This is a genomic window from Saccharopolyspora rosea (assembly GCF_025643595.1).
In the GTDB taxonomy this organism is placed as follows: Bacteria; Actinomycetota; Actinomycetes; order Mycobacteriales; family Pseudonocardiaceae; genus Saccharopolyspora; species Saccharopolyspora rosea.
In genome coordinates this window covers 740,639-755,124 of sequence record NZ_CP102826.1, presented here as the reverse complement: position 1 = coordinate 755,124, position 14,486 = coordinate 740,639, and the positions used below count along the sequence as shown (strand labels likewise).

Below are 14,486 nucleotides of genomic sequence, written 5' to 3'. Positions count from 1 at the left end.
CATGTCGACCGAAACCGACGGCGCGCGATTCGCGGGGGACTGCTTGTTTCCCGGCCACGGCGCGAAGATCGCTCGCCGAGCCGTGCGCAGCGTAAAGAAATCGGCCTTTCTGCTCCAAGGACCTCGGCGGTGTCGAAGCGAATCCGCAATGCGAATTCACACAATGAGATGGTTCCCGGGAAGACGACCTTTCGACAACCACCAACCAGGTGTTATCGGCATTCACCAAGCGGAAAACGAACAGTCGGAAAAGGGCGGCGAAAGCCGACTTCCACTGTGGAAACTCCGGACCGCGTCCGGCGTGGTGCGGACGGGTGAGCGCGGCGCGCGACCGCTCACCCGACGCGCTCAGCGGTGGTTCAACCGGTCGTAGACCTCGACGGCGTTGTCCCGGGTGACCCGCTCGGTGCCGAGCGTTTGCGTCTTGGGCACCGGTTTGCAGTCGACGAGCAAGCTCTTGGCCGCCGCCACGGCTTCCGCACCGCCCGTGGGGTAGACGAACGTCGCCTGCAACCGGCCGTCCTCGACGGCCTTGATGCCACCGGACGGGATGGGCAGGCCGTCGATCCCGGTGATCTTCAGATCGCGCTTGCCCGCGGCCTGCGCGGCGAGGTAGGCGCCTTCGGCCATCGGGTCGTTCTGCGAGTACACCGCCTGGATGTCGGGGTGGGCCTTGAGCATCGCGTCCATCTTCTGCTGGGCGACCGACCGCTCCCACTCGCCGTCCGCGGTGGCCACGACCTGGATTCCCGAGCCCGCGATGCCCTGCTCGAAACCCTTCTCCCGCTCGGCCGCCGGGGTCGAGCCGGACAAGCCCTTGATCTGGACGATCTTGCCGCCCTGGGGCAGCACCGCGGTCTTGAAGTACTCGCCGGCCCGGCGGCCGATGTCGGTGTTGTCCGCCCCTATGAACGTGGTGTAGGCGTCGCCGTCGACCTTGCGGTCCAGCACGATCACCGGGATGCCCTTGTTGTAGGCCTGCCGGACGACGTCGGTCAGCGGCGCCGCCTCGTTCGGCGAGATCATCAGCAGGTCGACCTGCTTGGTGATGAAGTTCTCCACGTCGCTGATCTGCTTGGAGTTGTCCTTGGCCGCGTCGGAGAACTGGACGTCGAACTGCGGGACCCGCTGCGCCGCCTGCCTGATGTCGTCGTCCATCCGCACCCGGTAGGGCTCGGCGAGGTTGGCCTGGCTCATGCCGATCGTGTAGTGCCCGCCGGGACCCTTGCACTTCGCGAGCGGATTCTGCTGCTTGACCTGACCGCTGTTCTCGCTCGTCGTTCCGCAACCGGCCGCGGTGAACGCGGCCAGGGCGCACACCACCGCCAGCACTGACTTCGTCGTCTTGCGCATCGTGCTTCCTCCCGGGTGTTGGTCACGACGAGGGGCGCAGCCGCTGCAACGCCGCCGCCGCCACGATCACGAGTCCCTTGATCAGCAGTTGGACGTCCGTGTCGACGCTGTTGAGGCTGAGGATGTTGTTGAGGATGCCCAGCAGCAGGGCGCCGGCGATGGTGCCGATCACCGAGCCGCGGCCCCCGGCGAGGCTGGTGCCGCCGACGACCACCGCGGCGATCCCGTCGAGCTCGTAGGCGATGCCGTCGTTCGGGCTGCCCGCGTTGAGCTGCCCGGCGTGCACGATCCCGGCCAGCGCGGCGCAGAACCCGCAGATCGCGAACGCGATGATCTTCACCCGGTTCACCGGGACACCGGACAACCGCGCGGCCTTCTCGTTCCCGCCGATCGCGTACAGGTGCCGCGAGTACGCGCTGCCGCGCAGGAAGAGCACCGCGACCACCGCCACGACCGCGAAGATCAGCACCGGGATCGGCACGACGCCGCCGAACGTGCGCTCGCCGAGCAGCGAGAACAGCACCGGCGCCTGCCCCGGGCCGTTGCCGTAGGAGATCTGCACCGTCTCGCCGCCGGACCACATGCGGGCCAGCCCGCGGGCGATCTGGAGGCCGGCGAGCGTGACGATGAACGCCTGCACGCCGAGCTCGGCGACCGCCGCGCCCTGCAACGCGCCGAACACGATCCCGGCCAGCAGCACGAGCCCCACCGCGGCGAACACGCCGAGCCCGTCGGAGACCATCAGCACCGCCGAGCCGACCGCGGCGAGCCCGAGGACCGAACCGACCGACAGGTCGATGCCACCGATCAGGATCACGAACGTCAGGCCGACCGAGATGATCCCGATCTCCGCCACCGCGCGCACGATGTTGAACAGGTTGTCGCTGGTCAGGAACAGGATCGTGGTCCCGGTGCGAGGCGAGAACACCACCGCGGCCACGAACACCGCGACCAGGCCGAAGAAGCTCTGGAACCGGAACAGCGTCTCCACCGTGCCCGCGCGCCGCCGCGCCGGCTGCTCGGCGGGCCGTTCCCGCGTCGTCTCGCTCATCGCGCTCCTCCCCCAGCACCCGGGCTCGGCCCGAGCACCGGATCCGACCCGCCGCGTTCTCCCATCGCCGCCGCCAGCAGCTCCGCCTCACCGGTTCCGGCGGTGTCGAACTCGGCGACGCTGCGCCCACCGCGCAGCACCACGACCCGGTGGCACACCCCGACCAGCTCGGGCAGTTCCGAGGACGCCAGCAGCACCCCGATCCCGCGTCCGGCGATCTCACCGAGCAGCTGGTAGATCTCCGCTTTCGCGCCGATGTCCACGCCGCGCGTCGGGTCGTCGAGCAGCAGCAGCCGGGGTTCGGTGAGCAGCATCCGGCCGAAGACGACCTTCTGCTGGTTGCCGCCGGACAACGTGCCGACCGGGTCGACGATCCGGCCGAGCTTGACCCGGAGCCGCTCGACGCTGCGCTCGGCTGCGGACACCTCGGCCCGCCTGCGCACCAGGCCGGCCGCGCCGAGCCGGTCGACGACCGACAGGACCGTGTTGGCCAGCACCGAGTGGTCGAGGACCAGACCGGACGCGCGCCGGTCCTCGGGCACGAACGCGATGCCCCGGCGCAGCGCCCGACGCGGGTTCGACGGCCGCACCGCGCTGCCGTCGAGGAGCACCTCGCCCACCCACTCGCCCGGCGTGCCGGCGCCGAACAGGGTCTCCAGCAGTTCGGTCCGCCCCGAGCCCAGCAGCCCGCACAGGCCGACGATCTCCCCGCGGCGCACGGTCAGGTCGATGCCGTCCGGCTCGCGCCTGCCGACGCGGGGTCGGCGCGGGCGCACCGCGAGCCCGCGGACGCGCAGCAGCTCCTCGCCGGCTTCGGCGCGCTCGGTCCGGAACAGGGTGCGCACCGACCGGCCGACCATCGCCTCGGCCGCCTGTTCCGCGGTGAGCTCGCGCGCGTCGAACTCCGCGACGACGCGGCCGTTGCGCAGCACGGTGGCGCGGTCGGCGATCCGGCCGATCTCGTCCATCCGGTGCGAGATGTAGACGATGCCGGTGCCGCGCTGGCGCAGTTCGCGGATGACCGCGAACAGCCGCTCCACCTCGGCGTTGGACAGCGCCGAGGTGGGTTCGTCCATGATCAGGACCTTGGCGTCCAGGGCCAGCGCGCGGGCGATGGTGACCAACTGCTGCTCGCCGACGCGCAGCTGGCCGACCGGGCGCCCCGGATCGAGTTCGATGCCGGTGCGGCGCAGCAGCGCGCGGGTGCGCTCGGCCATCCCGCGCCGGTCGACGACGCCGAACCGGGTGCGCGGCTCCCGGCCGAGGTGCAGGTTCTCGGCGACGCTCAGCCCCGGCACGAGGTCGAGTTCCTGGTGGATCATGGCGATCCCGGCGCGCTGGGCGTCGGCGGGTCCGGCGAACCGCACCGGTTCGCCCTCGACGCCGATCCGGCCTTCGTGGTCGGTGACGTCGCCGGAGAGCACCTTCATCAGCGTGGACTTGCCCGCGCCGTTCTCCCCCAGCAGGGCGTGCACCTCACCGCCGCGCACGGTCAGGTCGACCGCGTCGCAGGCCAGCACACCCCCGTAGCGCTTCGTGATGCCGGCCATGTCGACCAGTGGTGGCGTGGTGTTCATCGGACCCCCGGTCACGCCGTCTCGACAATCCCGAGAAAACGATTGCTCGGACGCTAAGTGCTCCGACTGGTTGTGTCAAGACTCACAGATCCCGCAGAAAACGCGGATATCCGCTCGGTGGCGTGATCGTCACATAGCGGTCACGGAAGCACGAACGGGCAGACGTTCACCGCCTCGCGACGCGGAAGTTGCGGAGAGGTCTCTCGCCCTCACGTACTGGACCGTTACCGTTGGGATCTGTGACCGCCACCCGCGAGAGAAAGCGCGCGCCACACCCGGACAGCGGCGCGCCCCACTGGTCGGAACACTCCGCTTTCGGCACCCGGGGAGTGCCCCTGTGGGCCGCGGTGCTCGTCGCAGGCGTGCCGACCGCCGTGGGAACCCTGCTGGACCTGTTGATCTGGTCCAAACCCGACCTGCTGTTCAAGTCGTGCTTCTTCGTCGGTGCGGTGCTGGCGGTCACGCTGGTGCAGCGGCGCAACGTGTTCGGGCCGATGGTGCAGGCGCCGCTGGTGCTCGCCGTGGTCATGCCGGTGGTCGTGCTGATCGCGGGCTCCGGGGGCGGCAGCGGGCTCACCGGCAAGATCCTGGGCATCGTCAACCCGCTGATCAGCAGCTTCCCCATCATGGCGGCCACCGCGGGCGTCACCCTGGGTATCGGGCTGGTCCGGATCTTCGTCACCCAGCGCGCGTCGGACCACGAGGACGAGGCCCCGCCCCGCAAGCGCCGTCCGGCCGACTCCGAGCGCAAGCAGCGCCCGGAACGGCAGCAGCGCCCCGAACGGCAGCGCCCCGCCAGGGGCGAGCGGCAGCGCCCCGAGCGCGACGGGCGCGACGCGCCGCGCAAGCGCCCGCGGGACACCGGCGCCAACCGGACTCCGCCGCCGGACGACCGCGCCGCCGGACGACCGCAGCGCGGCCGTCCCGCGGACACCGGCCGCAACCGGTCCCAGACTCCTGGCCGCCCGCGCGGTGGGGACGTCCCCGGCCGCGGCCGCGGCCGCGGCGACACCCCGGGCAGGCCGCGTGCGGGCGAAGGCCGTCCGGAACGGGCGGTCCCGCCGCGCCGCGGCGCACCCGCTCCGCGGCAGGCGCCCGGCCGCCCGCGCCCGCCGGAGCAGCCCCCGGCGGCGGAGCCGCCGCGGCGCCCGCGCCGCCCGCGGTGAGGCTCAGCGGACGCTCTTGGGGGCGTCCGGGTTCTCCTTGAGGTCCTTGCGCAGTTCGCGCGGCAGCGCGAAGGTGACCTTCTCGTTGGCCGTGGTGACCTCGTCGACCTGGTTCCAGCCGCGTTCGGACAGGTGCTCCAGGACCTGCATGACCAGCACGTCCGGCACCGAGGCGCCGCTGGTGACGCCGACCGTGGTCACGCCTTCCAACCACTTCTCGTCGATCTGGGCGGCGTAGTCGACCAGGTGCGCGTCGGAGGCGCCGGCCTGCAGCGCCACCTCGACCAGCCGCTTGGAGTTCGACGAGTTCTGCGAGCCGACGACGATGACCAGGTCGCACTCCGGCGCCATCGCCTTGACGGCGTACTGGCGGTTGGAGGTGGCGTAGCAGATGTCGTCGCTGGGCGGCGCCTGCAGATCGGGGAACCGCTCCTTGAGCTGGTCGACCCGTTCCATCGTCTCGTCGACGCTCAGCGTGGTCTGGGACAGCCACACGACCTTGGACGGGTCGCGGATCTCGACCTTCTCGACGTCCTCGGGCTTGTCGACCAGCTGCACGCGCTCCGGCGCCTCACCCGAGGTGCCCTCGACCTCCTCGTGGCCCTCGTGACCGATGAGCAGGATGTCGTAGTCGTCGCGCGCGAACCGGTTGACCTCCTTGTGCACCTTGGTGACCAGCGGGCAGGTCGCGTCGATGGTGCGCAGGTTGCGGCGGCGGGCCTCCTCGTGGACCGCCGGCGAGACCCCGTGCGCGGAGAAGACGACCAACGCGCCCTCGGGCACCTCGTCGGTCTCGTCGACGAAGATCACACCGCGTTCCCGCAGCGTGTCGACGACGTGCCGGTTGTGCACGATCTCCTTGCGGACGTAGATCGGCGGGCCGTAGGTCTCCAGCGCCTTCTCCACGGTGATCACGGCGCGGTCGACCCCGGCGCAGTACCCGCGCGGTTTGGCCAGCAGGACCCGCTTGCCCTGCTCGGTCGTCCGGTCGGCGAGGTCGGTGTCCTGAGGCGAACTCGTCATACCGCCCAGGGTACGGACCAGCCACGACGCACTCAGCGCGGTGCCCGCCACCTCATCGACGGCGATGGCTTCTCGGCGGCGATTCGGGCAGGCTGGGGCCATGCGATCGTTCCCCCTCCCGGTTCGGGTCGCCGCCGGGGTCGCGGCCACCGCCGTCGAACAGGCCCGCCAGCTGCCGACCACCCTGCTCGGCCTGCCGGTCACCGTGGCCAGCCAGGCGTTGCAGGTCTCGATGCGGGTCCAGCAGCAGATCACCGAGCTGGCGATCAAGGGCGACGAGGCCCTGGCCGCGCTCGGCACCCCGGAGGAACAGCCGGGCTGGGCGACGTTCGACGAGGACGAGGAGGTCGCCGGGTCCGGCGGACCGCCCGACGTCGGGGACTACGACAATCTGACGTTGCCCCAGCTGCGCGGCAGGCTGCGCTCGTTCACCGAGGACGAGCTCGTCGAACTGCTCGAACACGAGCGCGCGCACGGCCGCCGACCCGAGTTCCTGCGGATGCTGTCCAACCGCCTGGACCGGCTCCGCAACCCCTGACCCCGAGGAGCGGACCTGAGTTCTCCGACCAGTCCCGAGCAGCCCTGGCCCGTGCGCACCGTGGCGCGCAAGATCGCCGACTGGATCAACCGGCTCGGCACGGTGTGGGTGGAGGGGCAGATCACCCAGATCTCGTTGCGGCCCGGTGCGGCGACCGCGTTCCTGACGCTGCGCGACCCGTCGGCCGACGTGTCGCTGACGCTCACCTGCGCCGCCGCGATGCTGCGCCGGATGGATCCGCCGCTGACCGACGGCAGCCGGGTGGTCGTGCACGGCAAGCCGACGTTCTTCGTCGGCCGGGGCACGCTGAGCCTGCGCGTCGACGAGATCCGCGCGGTCGGCATCGGTGAACTGCTGGCCCGCATCGAACGGCTGCGCAAGCTGCTGGCGACGGAGGGCCTGTTCGACCCGGCGCGCAAGCGGGCGTTGCCGTTCCTGCCGAACCGGGTCGGGTTGATCACCGGTCGCGCCTCGGCCGCCGAGCACGACGTGCTCACCAACGCGCGGCTGCGCTGGCCCGCCGTCCGGTTCGAGATCCGCAACGTCGCGGTGCAGGGTTCCACCGCCGTGCCGCAGATCCTGGAAGCGCTGTCCGAGCTGGACCGGACCTCCGAGGTCGACGTGATCGTGCTGGCGCGCGGCGGCGGCAGCGTCGAGGACCTGCTGCCGTTCTCCGACGAGGCGCTGTGCCGCGCGGTCGCGTCCTGCCGCACCCCGGTGGTCAGCGCGATCGGGCACGAGCCGGACTCGCCGCTGGTCGACCACGTCGCGGACGTGCGGTGCTCGACGCCGACCGGTGCGGGCAAGCGGATCGTGCCGGACGTGGCCGAGGAGACCCAGCGGATCCGCCAGCTGCGCGACCGGGCGCGGCGCGCGCTGCACGGCTGGGTGGACCGGGAGCGGCGGCTGCTCGACGCGCTGCGCAGCCGCCCCGTCCTGGCCGACCCGCACGGCCCGCTGCAACGCCGCGCCGAGCAGGTCGAGGCGTTGCGCGAGCGGGCGCGGCGGGCGGTGACGGCGGTGCTCGGCACCGAGGGCCACGCGCTGACCGCGATGCGATCACGCTTGACGACCTTGGGCCCGGCGGCCACGCTGGCTCGTGGATACGCGATCGTGCAGCGCGTCGACCCGGACGGCGTGGACGGCGTGCTCAGATCGATCGACGAGGCCCCGCCGGGAACTCGGCTGCGGGTGCGGGTCGTTGACGGAGCGGTCCACGCGGTGGTCCCGGACGGAGCAGGCTGAACAGGACGGAGACAGTGCACCCGAAGCAGGAGCCCTCGTTCCTCCCGCTGACCGTGGGCGTCGCCAGGTCGGCCGGGTGGTCGGCCGAGCCCGCGGCGCGGGCCCGGGGCGGCGAGGTGCGGCGCTGCGCCGAGGAGGCGGACGCCGCCGCCGTCGGCTGCTGGGCCGCGCTGCTGGGCGGCTGCCAGTCCCCGGAGCGGCGCGACCTGCCGTTCCGGCTGCGCGCGCTGGCCGAGGCGACGTCGGGCTACGTGGGCACCGGGTGGTGGTACGGCGGCGGGTCGGTGCACCGGCGTAGGGTCACCGAAGCGCAGCTGCGCATCAACGACGCGGTGCGCGAAGGTGATGGTGCCGAGTTCGCCGAGGCGTTCGTCGGCTACGACCAGGCGATCGCCACCGCGGTGGTGTCCGTGCCGAGCACAGTGGAGAGTCCGACCCCGTGAGCGAGCAGTCCGAGCGCGACGACCACTTCGACCCGGTGGCCGCGCATCCCGAGGTCGCCGAGCTCGGCTACGAGCAGGCGCGCGACGAACTGGCCGAAGTGGTCAAGCAGCTCGAAGCAGGCGGTCTGTCCCTGGAGGACTCGCTGGCGCTGTGGGAGCGCGGCGAGGCGCTGGCCGCGGTCTGCGAACGCCACCTGGCGGGCGCCCGGGAGCGCGTCGAGCGCGCGCTGGCCGCCGTCGAGGACGAGTAGCCCGGCGGGCGCGCGGGACGTCTCCGCGGCGCTGCGACCGGCGGCGTTGCACCGCCTCCGTCGGCGCCGCATGCTCTCACCTGCCACAACGGCCCGAGTGGGGTGCCCCACGGACGGCACCGACGGGCCCCGAGGTCTGCGAAGATCTGGAGCAACGAGCCTGAGCGCGCCACGGTCTCCGGCGGTCTCGGGCAGTGCGGAACTCGACATTCGCTCACCACCGGGAGGCGCGATGAGCACATCCAGCACGGAACGCCGCCGCGAGGCGCCGGACCGCAACCTGGCGATGGAACTCGTGCGGGTCACCGAGGCCGCGGCGATGGCCGCCGGCCGGTGGGTCGGCCGGGGCGACAAGAACTCCGGGGACGGCGCCGCGGTCGACGCGATGCGCAAGCTCATCGGCACCGTCTCGATGCACGGCGTCGTCGTCATCGGCGAAGGCGAGAAGGACGAGGCGCCGATGCTCTACAACGGCGAGGAGGTCGGTGACGGCACCGGTCCCCAGTGCGACGTCGCGGTCGACCCGATCGACGGCACGACGCTGCTGAGCAAGGGCATGCCGAACGCGCTGGCGGTCCTGGCGGTGTCCGAGCGCGGCACCATGTTCGACCCGTCCGCGGTGTTCTACATGGAGAAGATGGCCGTCGGTCCGGAGGCGGCCGGTGCGGTCGACCTGGCCGCGCCCGTGGCGGAGAACATCCGCCGGGTCGCCGACGCCAAGCACATCGACGTCTCCGACGTCAACGTGTGCATCCTGGACCGGCCCCGGCACGAGCAGATCGTCAAGGAGGTCCGGGAGGCGGGGGCCCGCGTCCAGTTCATCTCCGACGGCGACGTCGCGGGCGCCATCGCGGCGGCGCGGCCGGACAGCGGCGTGGACATGCTGCTGGGCATCGGCGGCACTCCGGAGGGCATCATCGCCGCCTGCGCCCTGAAGTGCATGGACGGCGAGATCCAGGCGCGGCTGTGGCCGCGCGACGACGCCGAGCGCGCCAAGCTGCGCGAGGCGGGCCACGACGTCGACCGGGTGCTCACCACCAGCGATCTGGTCAGCGGCGACAACGTGTTCTTCTGCGCGACCGGGATCACCGACGGGGCGCTGCTCAAGGGCGTGCACTACCGCAAGAGCCGCTGCGCGACGCAGTCGATCGTGATGCGCTCGAAGTCCGGAACCGTGCGGGTCATCGACGGCTCGCACAAGCTGTCCAAGTTGCGCGAGTACGCCGACGTGGACTTCGGGTCCGAACAGGACACCGCGCGGCACGGTTTGCTGCCGTGACGCAGCGGTGAAAGTGGGAAAAATCCGCCACTTCCGCTCCTGATCCACCACCAGGGCGGTGACCAGCCGGTTTCCGGCGCGTCACCGCCCTTCGGCGCAACCGGGGGCCTCCCTTCGCAGGTACGGGGAACCGGGTGCGCCGACCTAGCGTCGGAGCCCATCCGGCCAGCAGGTGCCGGTAGACGGGAGGTTTCGACGCACATGCGGAAGCGTTCGTTTCTGACCGCGGTCATCGCCGCGGTCGGCGCGGTCGGCGCACTCGGCCTGCCCGCGGTCGCGGCGTCCGGTGATGTCCACCCCAACATCGTCGGCGGTCACGACGCCACCGAGCAGTACTCGTTCATGGTGTCGTTGCAGCAGCAGGGCCAGCACATCTGCGGCGCCTCGCTCATCAAACCCGACTACGTGGTGACCGCGGCGCACTGCGTGCAGGGCAGTCAGCGGCGCGACGCGCCTCAGTGGGGGGCGGCGGACGGGCCACGGGCGGGCCAGTTGACCGTGCGGGTCGGCAGCAACGACCACAGCAGCGGCGGCGAGGAAGCCACGGTGGCCAACGTCCAGACGCACCCGTCCGGCGACGTGGCCGTGCTCAAGCTCGACCACGCGGTGAAGGCGCAGCCGATCAAGATCGCCGCGCAGTCGGGCGACCCGGGCACCAAGACGCGGATCATCGGCTGGGGCCAGACCTGTCCGGAGCAGGGCGGCTGCGGTGCGCCGCAGAACCTGCAGGAGCTGGACACCCAGATCGTCGACGACGCCAAGTGCCAGGGCATCGACGGCAAGGGCGAGATCTGCACGGACAACCCGGGCGGCAACTCGGGTGCGTGCTACGGCGACTCGGGCGGTCCGCAGATCAAGGGCACGAAGGGCAACTGGGAGTTGATCGGCGCCACCAGCCGGTCCGGCAACGGCGACTCCACCTGCGCCACCGGTCCGTCCATCTACACCGACGTCTCCTCCTACGCCGACTGGATCAACCAGAACACCGGCGGCTGACGCGCTCGTCGCGGTCGCGCGCGGAACCGGCCCACCCGTGGCGGTTCCGCGCGCGACCGCGCGGTCAGCCCATGTTCGAGGAGTGGCCGGGGAACAGGTGGGCGTCGGGGTTGAGGGCGACCGCGATGTTGTTCACCGCGGTGGCCGCCTCGCCGAAGCCGGTGGCGATGAGCTTGACCTTGCCCGGGTAGGAGGCGATGTCCCCGGCCGCGTAGACGCGGTCGCGGTTGGTCCGCATGGTGCTGTCCACCCGGATGGTGCGCTTGTCGAGTTCCAGACCCCACTGCTCGATCGGGCCGAGGTCGGCGGTGAAGCCGAGCGCGGCCACCACGGTCTGGGCGGGCAGCACCCGGCGCTCCTGCCCGGCCACGGCGATCTCCACCTCGTGCACGCCGTCGTCGTCGCCGCGGATCTCCACGACCTCGGCGTCGACCACCAGCGGCACCCCCAGATCCGCCACCTTGCGCACCAGTCCCGGGTGCGCGCGGAACCGCGCGCGGCGGTGCACCAGCGTCACGCTGCGCGCGACCGGGTGCAGGGCGAGCGCCCAGTCGAACGCGGAGTCCCCGCCGCCGACCACCACCACGTCGTGTCCACTGTGGGCGGACAGTTCGGGGATGAAGTGCACCACGCCGCGCCCCACCCAGCCGTCGCCTGCGGGCAGCGGGCGCGGCGTGAACTCGCCGATGCCTGCGGTCACCAGCACGGCCCGAGCGCGCACCGCCTCGCCCTCGCCGACCCCGACCAGGAATCCGTCGTCCACTTCGGACAGTTCGGCGGCGGGGCGCCCGAGCAGGTACACCGGGTCGTACTGATCGGCCTGTTCCACCAGCGCCGCAACGAGATCCCGGCCCCGCACCTCCGGGAAACCGGCCACGTCGAAGATCATCTTCTCCGGGTACATCGCGGTGACCTGACCGCCCGGCTCCGGCAGCGCGTCGACCACCGCCACCGACATGCCGCGGAATCCGGCGTAGTACGCGGCGAAAAGCCCGGTCGGCCCCGCGCCCACGACCAGCAGATCGACCTCGTGCGACACCGCTGCCATGCCCACCACCTCGTCATCGACCGCGTGGACGGCACCCAGCCTAGTCCCGCCGGTCCGCGATGTCCTCGCACTGCGCCGGTTCGGGCAGCGCGGCGGCGGGCAGTTGGCGGTACCTCGGGTGGTCTCCCGCCACATACGTTCACCCGAAAACCGGCCCCTGCGGGGAGAGAGAACCGTGAGGAGAACGTCCACGTTGCTCGGCGCCATCGCCGCGGCGGTGCTCAGCATGGCGGCGCTGCCCGCGGCCGCGTCCGCCGTCGACGACCCGGGAGCACTGGTCGTCGGCGGTCACAACGCGACCGAGCAGTACGACTGGATGGCGTCGTTGCAACGCGCCGGGCAGCACAGCTGCGGGGCGTCGCTGATCGACCAGCGGTGGGTGCTCACCGCCGCGCACTGCGTGCAGGACGCCAAACCCGCCGACCTCGGCCTGCGCATCGGCAGCCCGGACCGGACCAAGGGCGGCACCGAGGCGGGAGTGGCCAAGATCGTGGTGCACCCGGACTACGCCAAGCGGAACCCCAACGGCGACCTCGCGCTGCTGGAGCTCGACCGCGCGGTGCCGGAGAAGCCGGTCACCATCGCGGATTCCGCCGGCCCGGTCGGCACCCCGTCGCGGATCATCGGCTGGGGCGTGACCTGCCCGGTCCGCGGCTGCGGTGAACCGCCCGTCCAGCTCCAGGAACTCGGCACGAAGGTCGCCCCGGCCGCCGAGTGCACGCTGAGCTCGATCGACGGCAAGACCGAGATCTGCACCGGCAGCGACGAACTGCTGGCCAACGCGTGCTTCGGCGACTCCGGCGGTCCGCAGTTGGAGGGGCAGCCCGGGGACTGGAAGCTGACCGGCATCACCAGCCGCCTCGGCAGCGTGGTCCCGGTGTGCGGCACGGCACCGTCGGTCTACACCAACGCCACGGCGTACAAGGGATGGATCGAACAGACCATCGGCTGACGCGCCCGGTGGCGCGGCGTGCGAGATGCGGCACCTTCATCGGTCCAGTTCGGACACCCGCGGTGCGCCGCGCCACCGAGTGGCGATACCCATACTGACCGGCCACCCGCGGAAGCGGGAGACTTCAGCCATGGCTGAACAGGACTACCGGATCGAACACGACACGATGGGCGAGGTGCGGGTGCCCGCCGACGCCCTCTACCGCGCGCAGACGCAGCGCGCCGTGGAGAACTTCCCGATCTCCGGCCGGGGCCTGGAGCGCGCCCAGATCCGCGCGCTCGGCCTGCTGAAGGCGGCGGCCGCTCGGGTGAACGGCCGGCTGGGCGTGCTGGAGGCCGACATGGCCGAGGCGATCGCCGCCGCCGCCGACGAGGTCGCCGCGGGCGAGCACGACGAGCACTTCCCGATCGACGTCTTCCAGACCGGTTCCGGCACGTCGTCGAACATGAACGCCAACGAGGTCATCGCGACCCTGGCGACCCGCAGGCTCGGGCGCGACGTGCACCCGAACGACCACGTCAACGCGTCGCAGTCGTCGAACGACACGTTCCCGACGACGATCCACGTGGCCGCGACCGAAGCGGTGCTCACCGACGTCGTCCCGGCCCTGGAGCACCTCGCGGACACCATCGAGGGGCGCGCGGCCGAGTGGACCGACGTGGTGAAGTCGGGCCGCACCCACCTGATGGACGCGGTGCCGGTCACCCTCGCGCAGGAGGCGGGCGCGTGGGCCTCGCAGGTCCGGTTCGGCGTGGAACGGCTGCGCGGTGGCCTGTCCCGGCTGGGCGAGCTCGCGATCGGCGGCACCGCGGTCGGTTCCGGCCTGAACGCCCCGGAGGGCTTCGGGGCCGCGGTCGCCGAGGAGCTGGCGCGGGTCACCGGCCTGCCGCTCACCGAGGCCCGCGACCACTTCGAGGCGCAGGCCGCGCAGGACTCCGTGGTGGAGACCTCCGGCAACCTGCGCACCGTCGCCGTCAGCTTGACCAAGATCGCCAACGACCTCCGCTGGCTGGGCTCCGGCCCGCGCACCGGGCTGGCCGAGCTGGCGCTGCCGGACTTGCAGCCGGGGTCGTCGATCATGCCGGGCAAGGTCAACCCGGTGATCCCGGAGGCCACGCTCCAGGTCGTCGCGCAGGTCGTCGGCAACGACGCGGCGGTGGCGTTCGCCGGTTCGCAGGGCAACTTCCAGCTCAACGTGATGCTGCCGGTGATCGCGCGCAACGTGCTGGAGTCGGCGCGGCTGCTGGCGGCGGTGTCGCGGCTGCTGGCGGACAAGGTGTTCGCGGGCGTCGAGGCCAACGTCGAGCGGGCGCGCGAGTACGCCGAGGGCTCGCCGTCGATCGTCACGCCGCTGAACCGCTACATCGGCTACGAGGAGGCCGCGGCGGTCGCCAAGCAGGCGCTCAAGGAGCGCAAGACGATCCGCGAGGTCGTCCTGGAACGCGGCCACGTCGAGTCCGGCAAGCTGACGTTGGAGCAGCTCGACGAGGCCCTCGACGTGCTCCGGATGGCCCGGGGCGAGTGAACCCGGGCGGGTGGGGTGGACCGGGCCGCCCCACCCGCC

Annotated in this window: 14 protein-coding genes; 9 read left to right on the top strand and 5 right to left on the bottom strand. The window is 71.9% G+C overall.

The window, feature by feature from the left end:
- Positions 1-348 precede the first annotated feature (348 nt).
- From NV263_RS03720 to NV263_RS03710, 3 genes are read right to left on the bottom strand one after another with little or no spacing between them, the layout of a single operon-like run.
- Entirely contained in the window at positions 349-1,353 is a 1,005-nt protein-coding gene (locus NV263_RS03720; RefSeq protein ID WP_263251063.1) for a substrate-binding domain-containing protein, read from the bottom strand.
- 22 nt (positions 1,354-1,375) lie between these two features.
- Positions 1,376-2,404, bottom strand: coding sequence for an ABC transporter permease (locus tag NV263_RS03715; protein ID WP_263251061.1), 1,029 nt, complete (start codon positions 2,402-2,404; stop codon positions 1,376-1,378).
- On the bottom strand, positions 2,401-3,981 hold the full coding sequence (locus NV263_RS03710; protein ID WP_263254043.1) for a sugar ABC transporter ATP-binding protein: 1,581 nt from the start codon (positions 3,979-3,981) through the stop codon (positions 2,401-2,403). The genes NV263_RS03715 and NV263_RS03710 overlap by 4 nt, the downstream gene beginning before the upstream one ends.
- A gap of 239 nt (positions 3,982-4,220) precedes the next feature.
- On the opposite strand from NV263_RS03710, the gene NV263_RS03705 reads away from it, so the two are divergent.
- Complete coding sequence (locus tag NV263_RS03705) at positions 4,221-5,147, top strand: DUF6542 domain-containing protein (RefSeq protein ID WP_317630390.1); 927 nt, start codon at positions 4,221-4,223, stop codon at positions 5,145-5,147.
- Positions 5,148-5,150: 3 nt separating this feature from the next.
- Here NV263_RS03705 and NV263_RS03700 read toward each other — a convergent pair whose 3' ends face one another.
- Complete coding sequence (locus NV263_RS03700) at positions 5,151-6,170, bottom strand: 4-hydroxy-3-methylbut-2-enyl diphosphate reductase (RefSeq protein ID WP_263251058.1); 1,020 nt, start codon at positions 6,168-6,170, stop codon at positions 5,151-5,153.
- A 100-nt stretch (positions 6,171-6,270) separates the two neighbouring features.
- Here NV263_RS03700 and NV263_RS03695 point away from each other — a divergent pair, with 100 nt between their 5' ends.
- The 6 genes from NV263_RS03695 to NV263_RS03670 all read left to right on the top strand — a co-directional run bounded on the left by NV263_RS03695 (position 6,271) and on the right by NV263_RS03670 (position 10,922).
- Complete coding sequence (locus tag NV263_RS03695; protein WP_263251057.1) at positions 6,271-6,708, top strand: lipid droplet-associated protein; 438 nt, start codon at positions 6,271-6,273, stop codon at positions 6,706-6,708.
- Positions 6,709-6,759: 51 nt separating this feature from the next.
- Positions 6,760-7,953, top strand: coding sequence for an exodeoxyribonuclease VII large subunit (xseA, locus tag NV263_RS03690; RefSeq protein WP_380756808.1), 1,194 nt, complete (start codon positions 6,760-6,762; stop codon positions 7,951-7,953).
- Between the two features lie 14 nt (positions 7,954-7,967).
- Positions 7,968-8,396 carry a hypothetical protein gene (locus tag NV263_RS03685; protein WP_263251056.1) on the top strand — a complete coding sequence of 143 codons (429 nt, stop codon included), beginning with the start codon at positions 7,968-7,970 and terminating at the stop codon, positions 8,394-8,396.
- A 35-nt stretch (positions 8,397-8,431) separates the two neighbouring features.
- On the top strand, positions 8,432-8,647 hold the full coding sequence (locus NV263_RS03680; RefSeq protein ID WP_263254040.1) for an exodeoxyribonuclease VII small subunit: 216 nt from the start codon (positions 8,432-8,434) through the stop codon (positions 8,645-8,647).
- 232 nt (positions 8,648-8,879) lie between these two features.
- Positions 8,880-9,926, top strand: a complete 1,047-nt coding sequence (gene glpX / locus NV263_RS03675) for a class II fructose-bisphosphatase (protein ID WP_263251055.1) — start codon at positions 8,880-8,882, stop codon at positions 9,924-9,926.
- Between the two features lie 201 nt (positions 9,927-10,127).
- Positions 10,128-10,922, top strand: coding sequence for a S1 family peptidase (locus NV263_RS03670; RefSeq protein WP_263251054.1), 795 nt, complete (start codon positions 10,128-10,130; stop codon positions 10,920-10,922).
- A 64-nt stretch (positions 10,923-10,986) separates the two neighbouring features.
- Here the strand turns inward: NV263_RS03670 and NV263_RS03665 are convergent, their stop codons facing one another.
- Positions 10,987-11,970: an NAD(P)/FAD-dependent oxidoreductase gene (locus NV263_RS03665; protein WP_263251053.1), complete on the bottom strand. Its 984-nt coding sequence runs from the start codon at positions 11,968-11,970 to the stop codon at positions 10,987-10,989.
- Positions 11,971-12,145: 175 nt separating this feature from the next.
- On the opposite strand from NV263_RS03665, the gene NV263_RS03660 reads away from it, so the two are divergent.
- Together NV263_RS03660 and NV263_RS03655 are read left to right on the top strand one after the other, a co-directional pair.
- Complete coding sequence (locus NV263_RS03660; RefSeq protein WP_263251052.1) at positions 12,146-12,922, top strand: S1 family peptidase; 777 nt, start codon at positions 12,146-12,148, stop codon at positions 12,920-12,922.
- Between the two features lie 130 nt (positions 12,923-13,052).
- Positions 13,053-14,447 (top strand): class II fumarate hydratase, encoded by a 1,395-nt coding sequence (locus tag NV263_RS03655; RefSeq protein WP_263251051.1) that lies wholly within the window; start codon positions 13,053-13,055, stop codon positions 14,445-14,447.
- Positions 14,448-14,486: the final 39 nt, after the last annotated feature.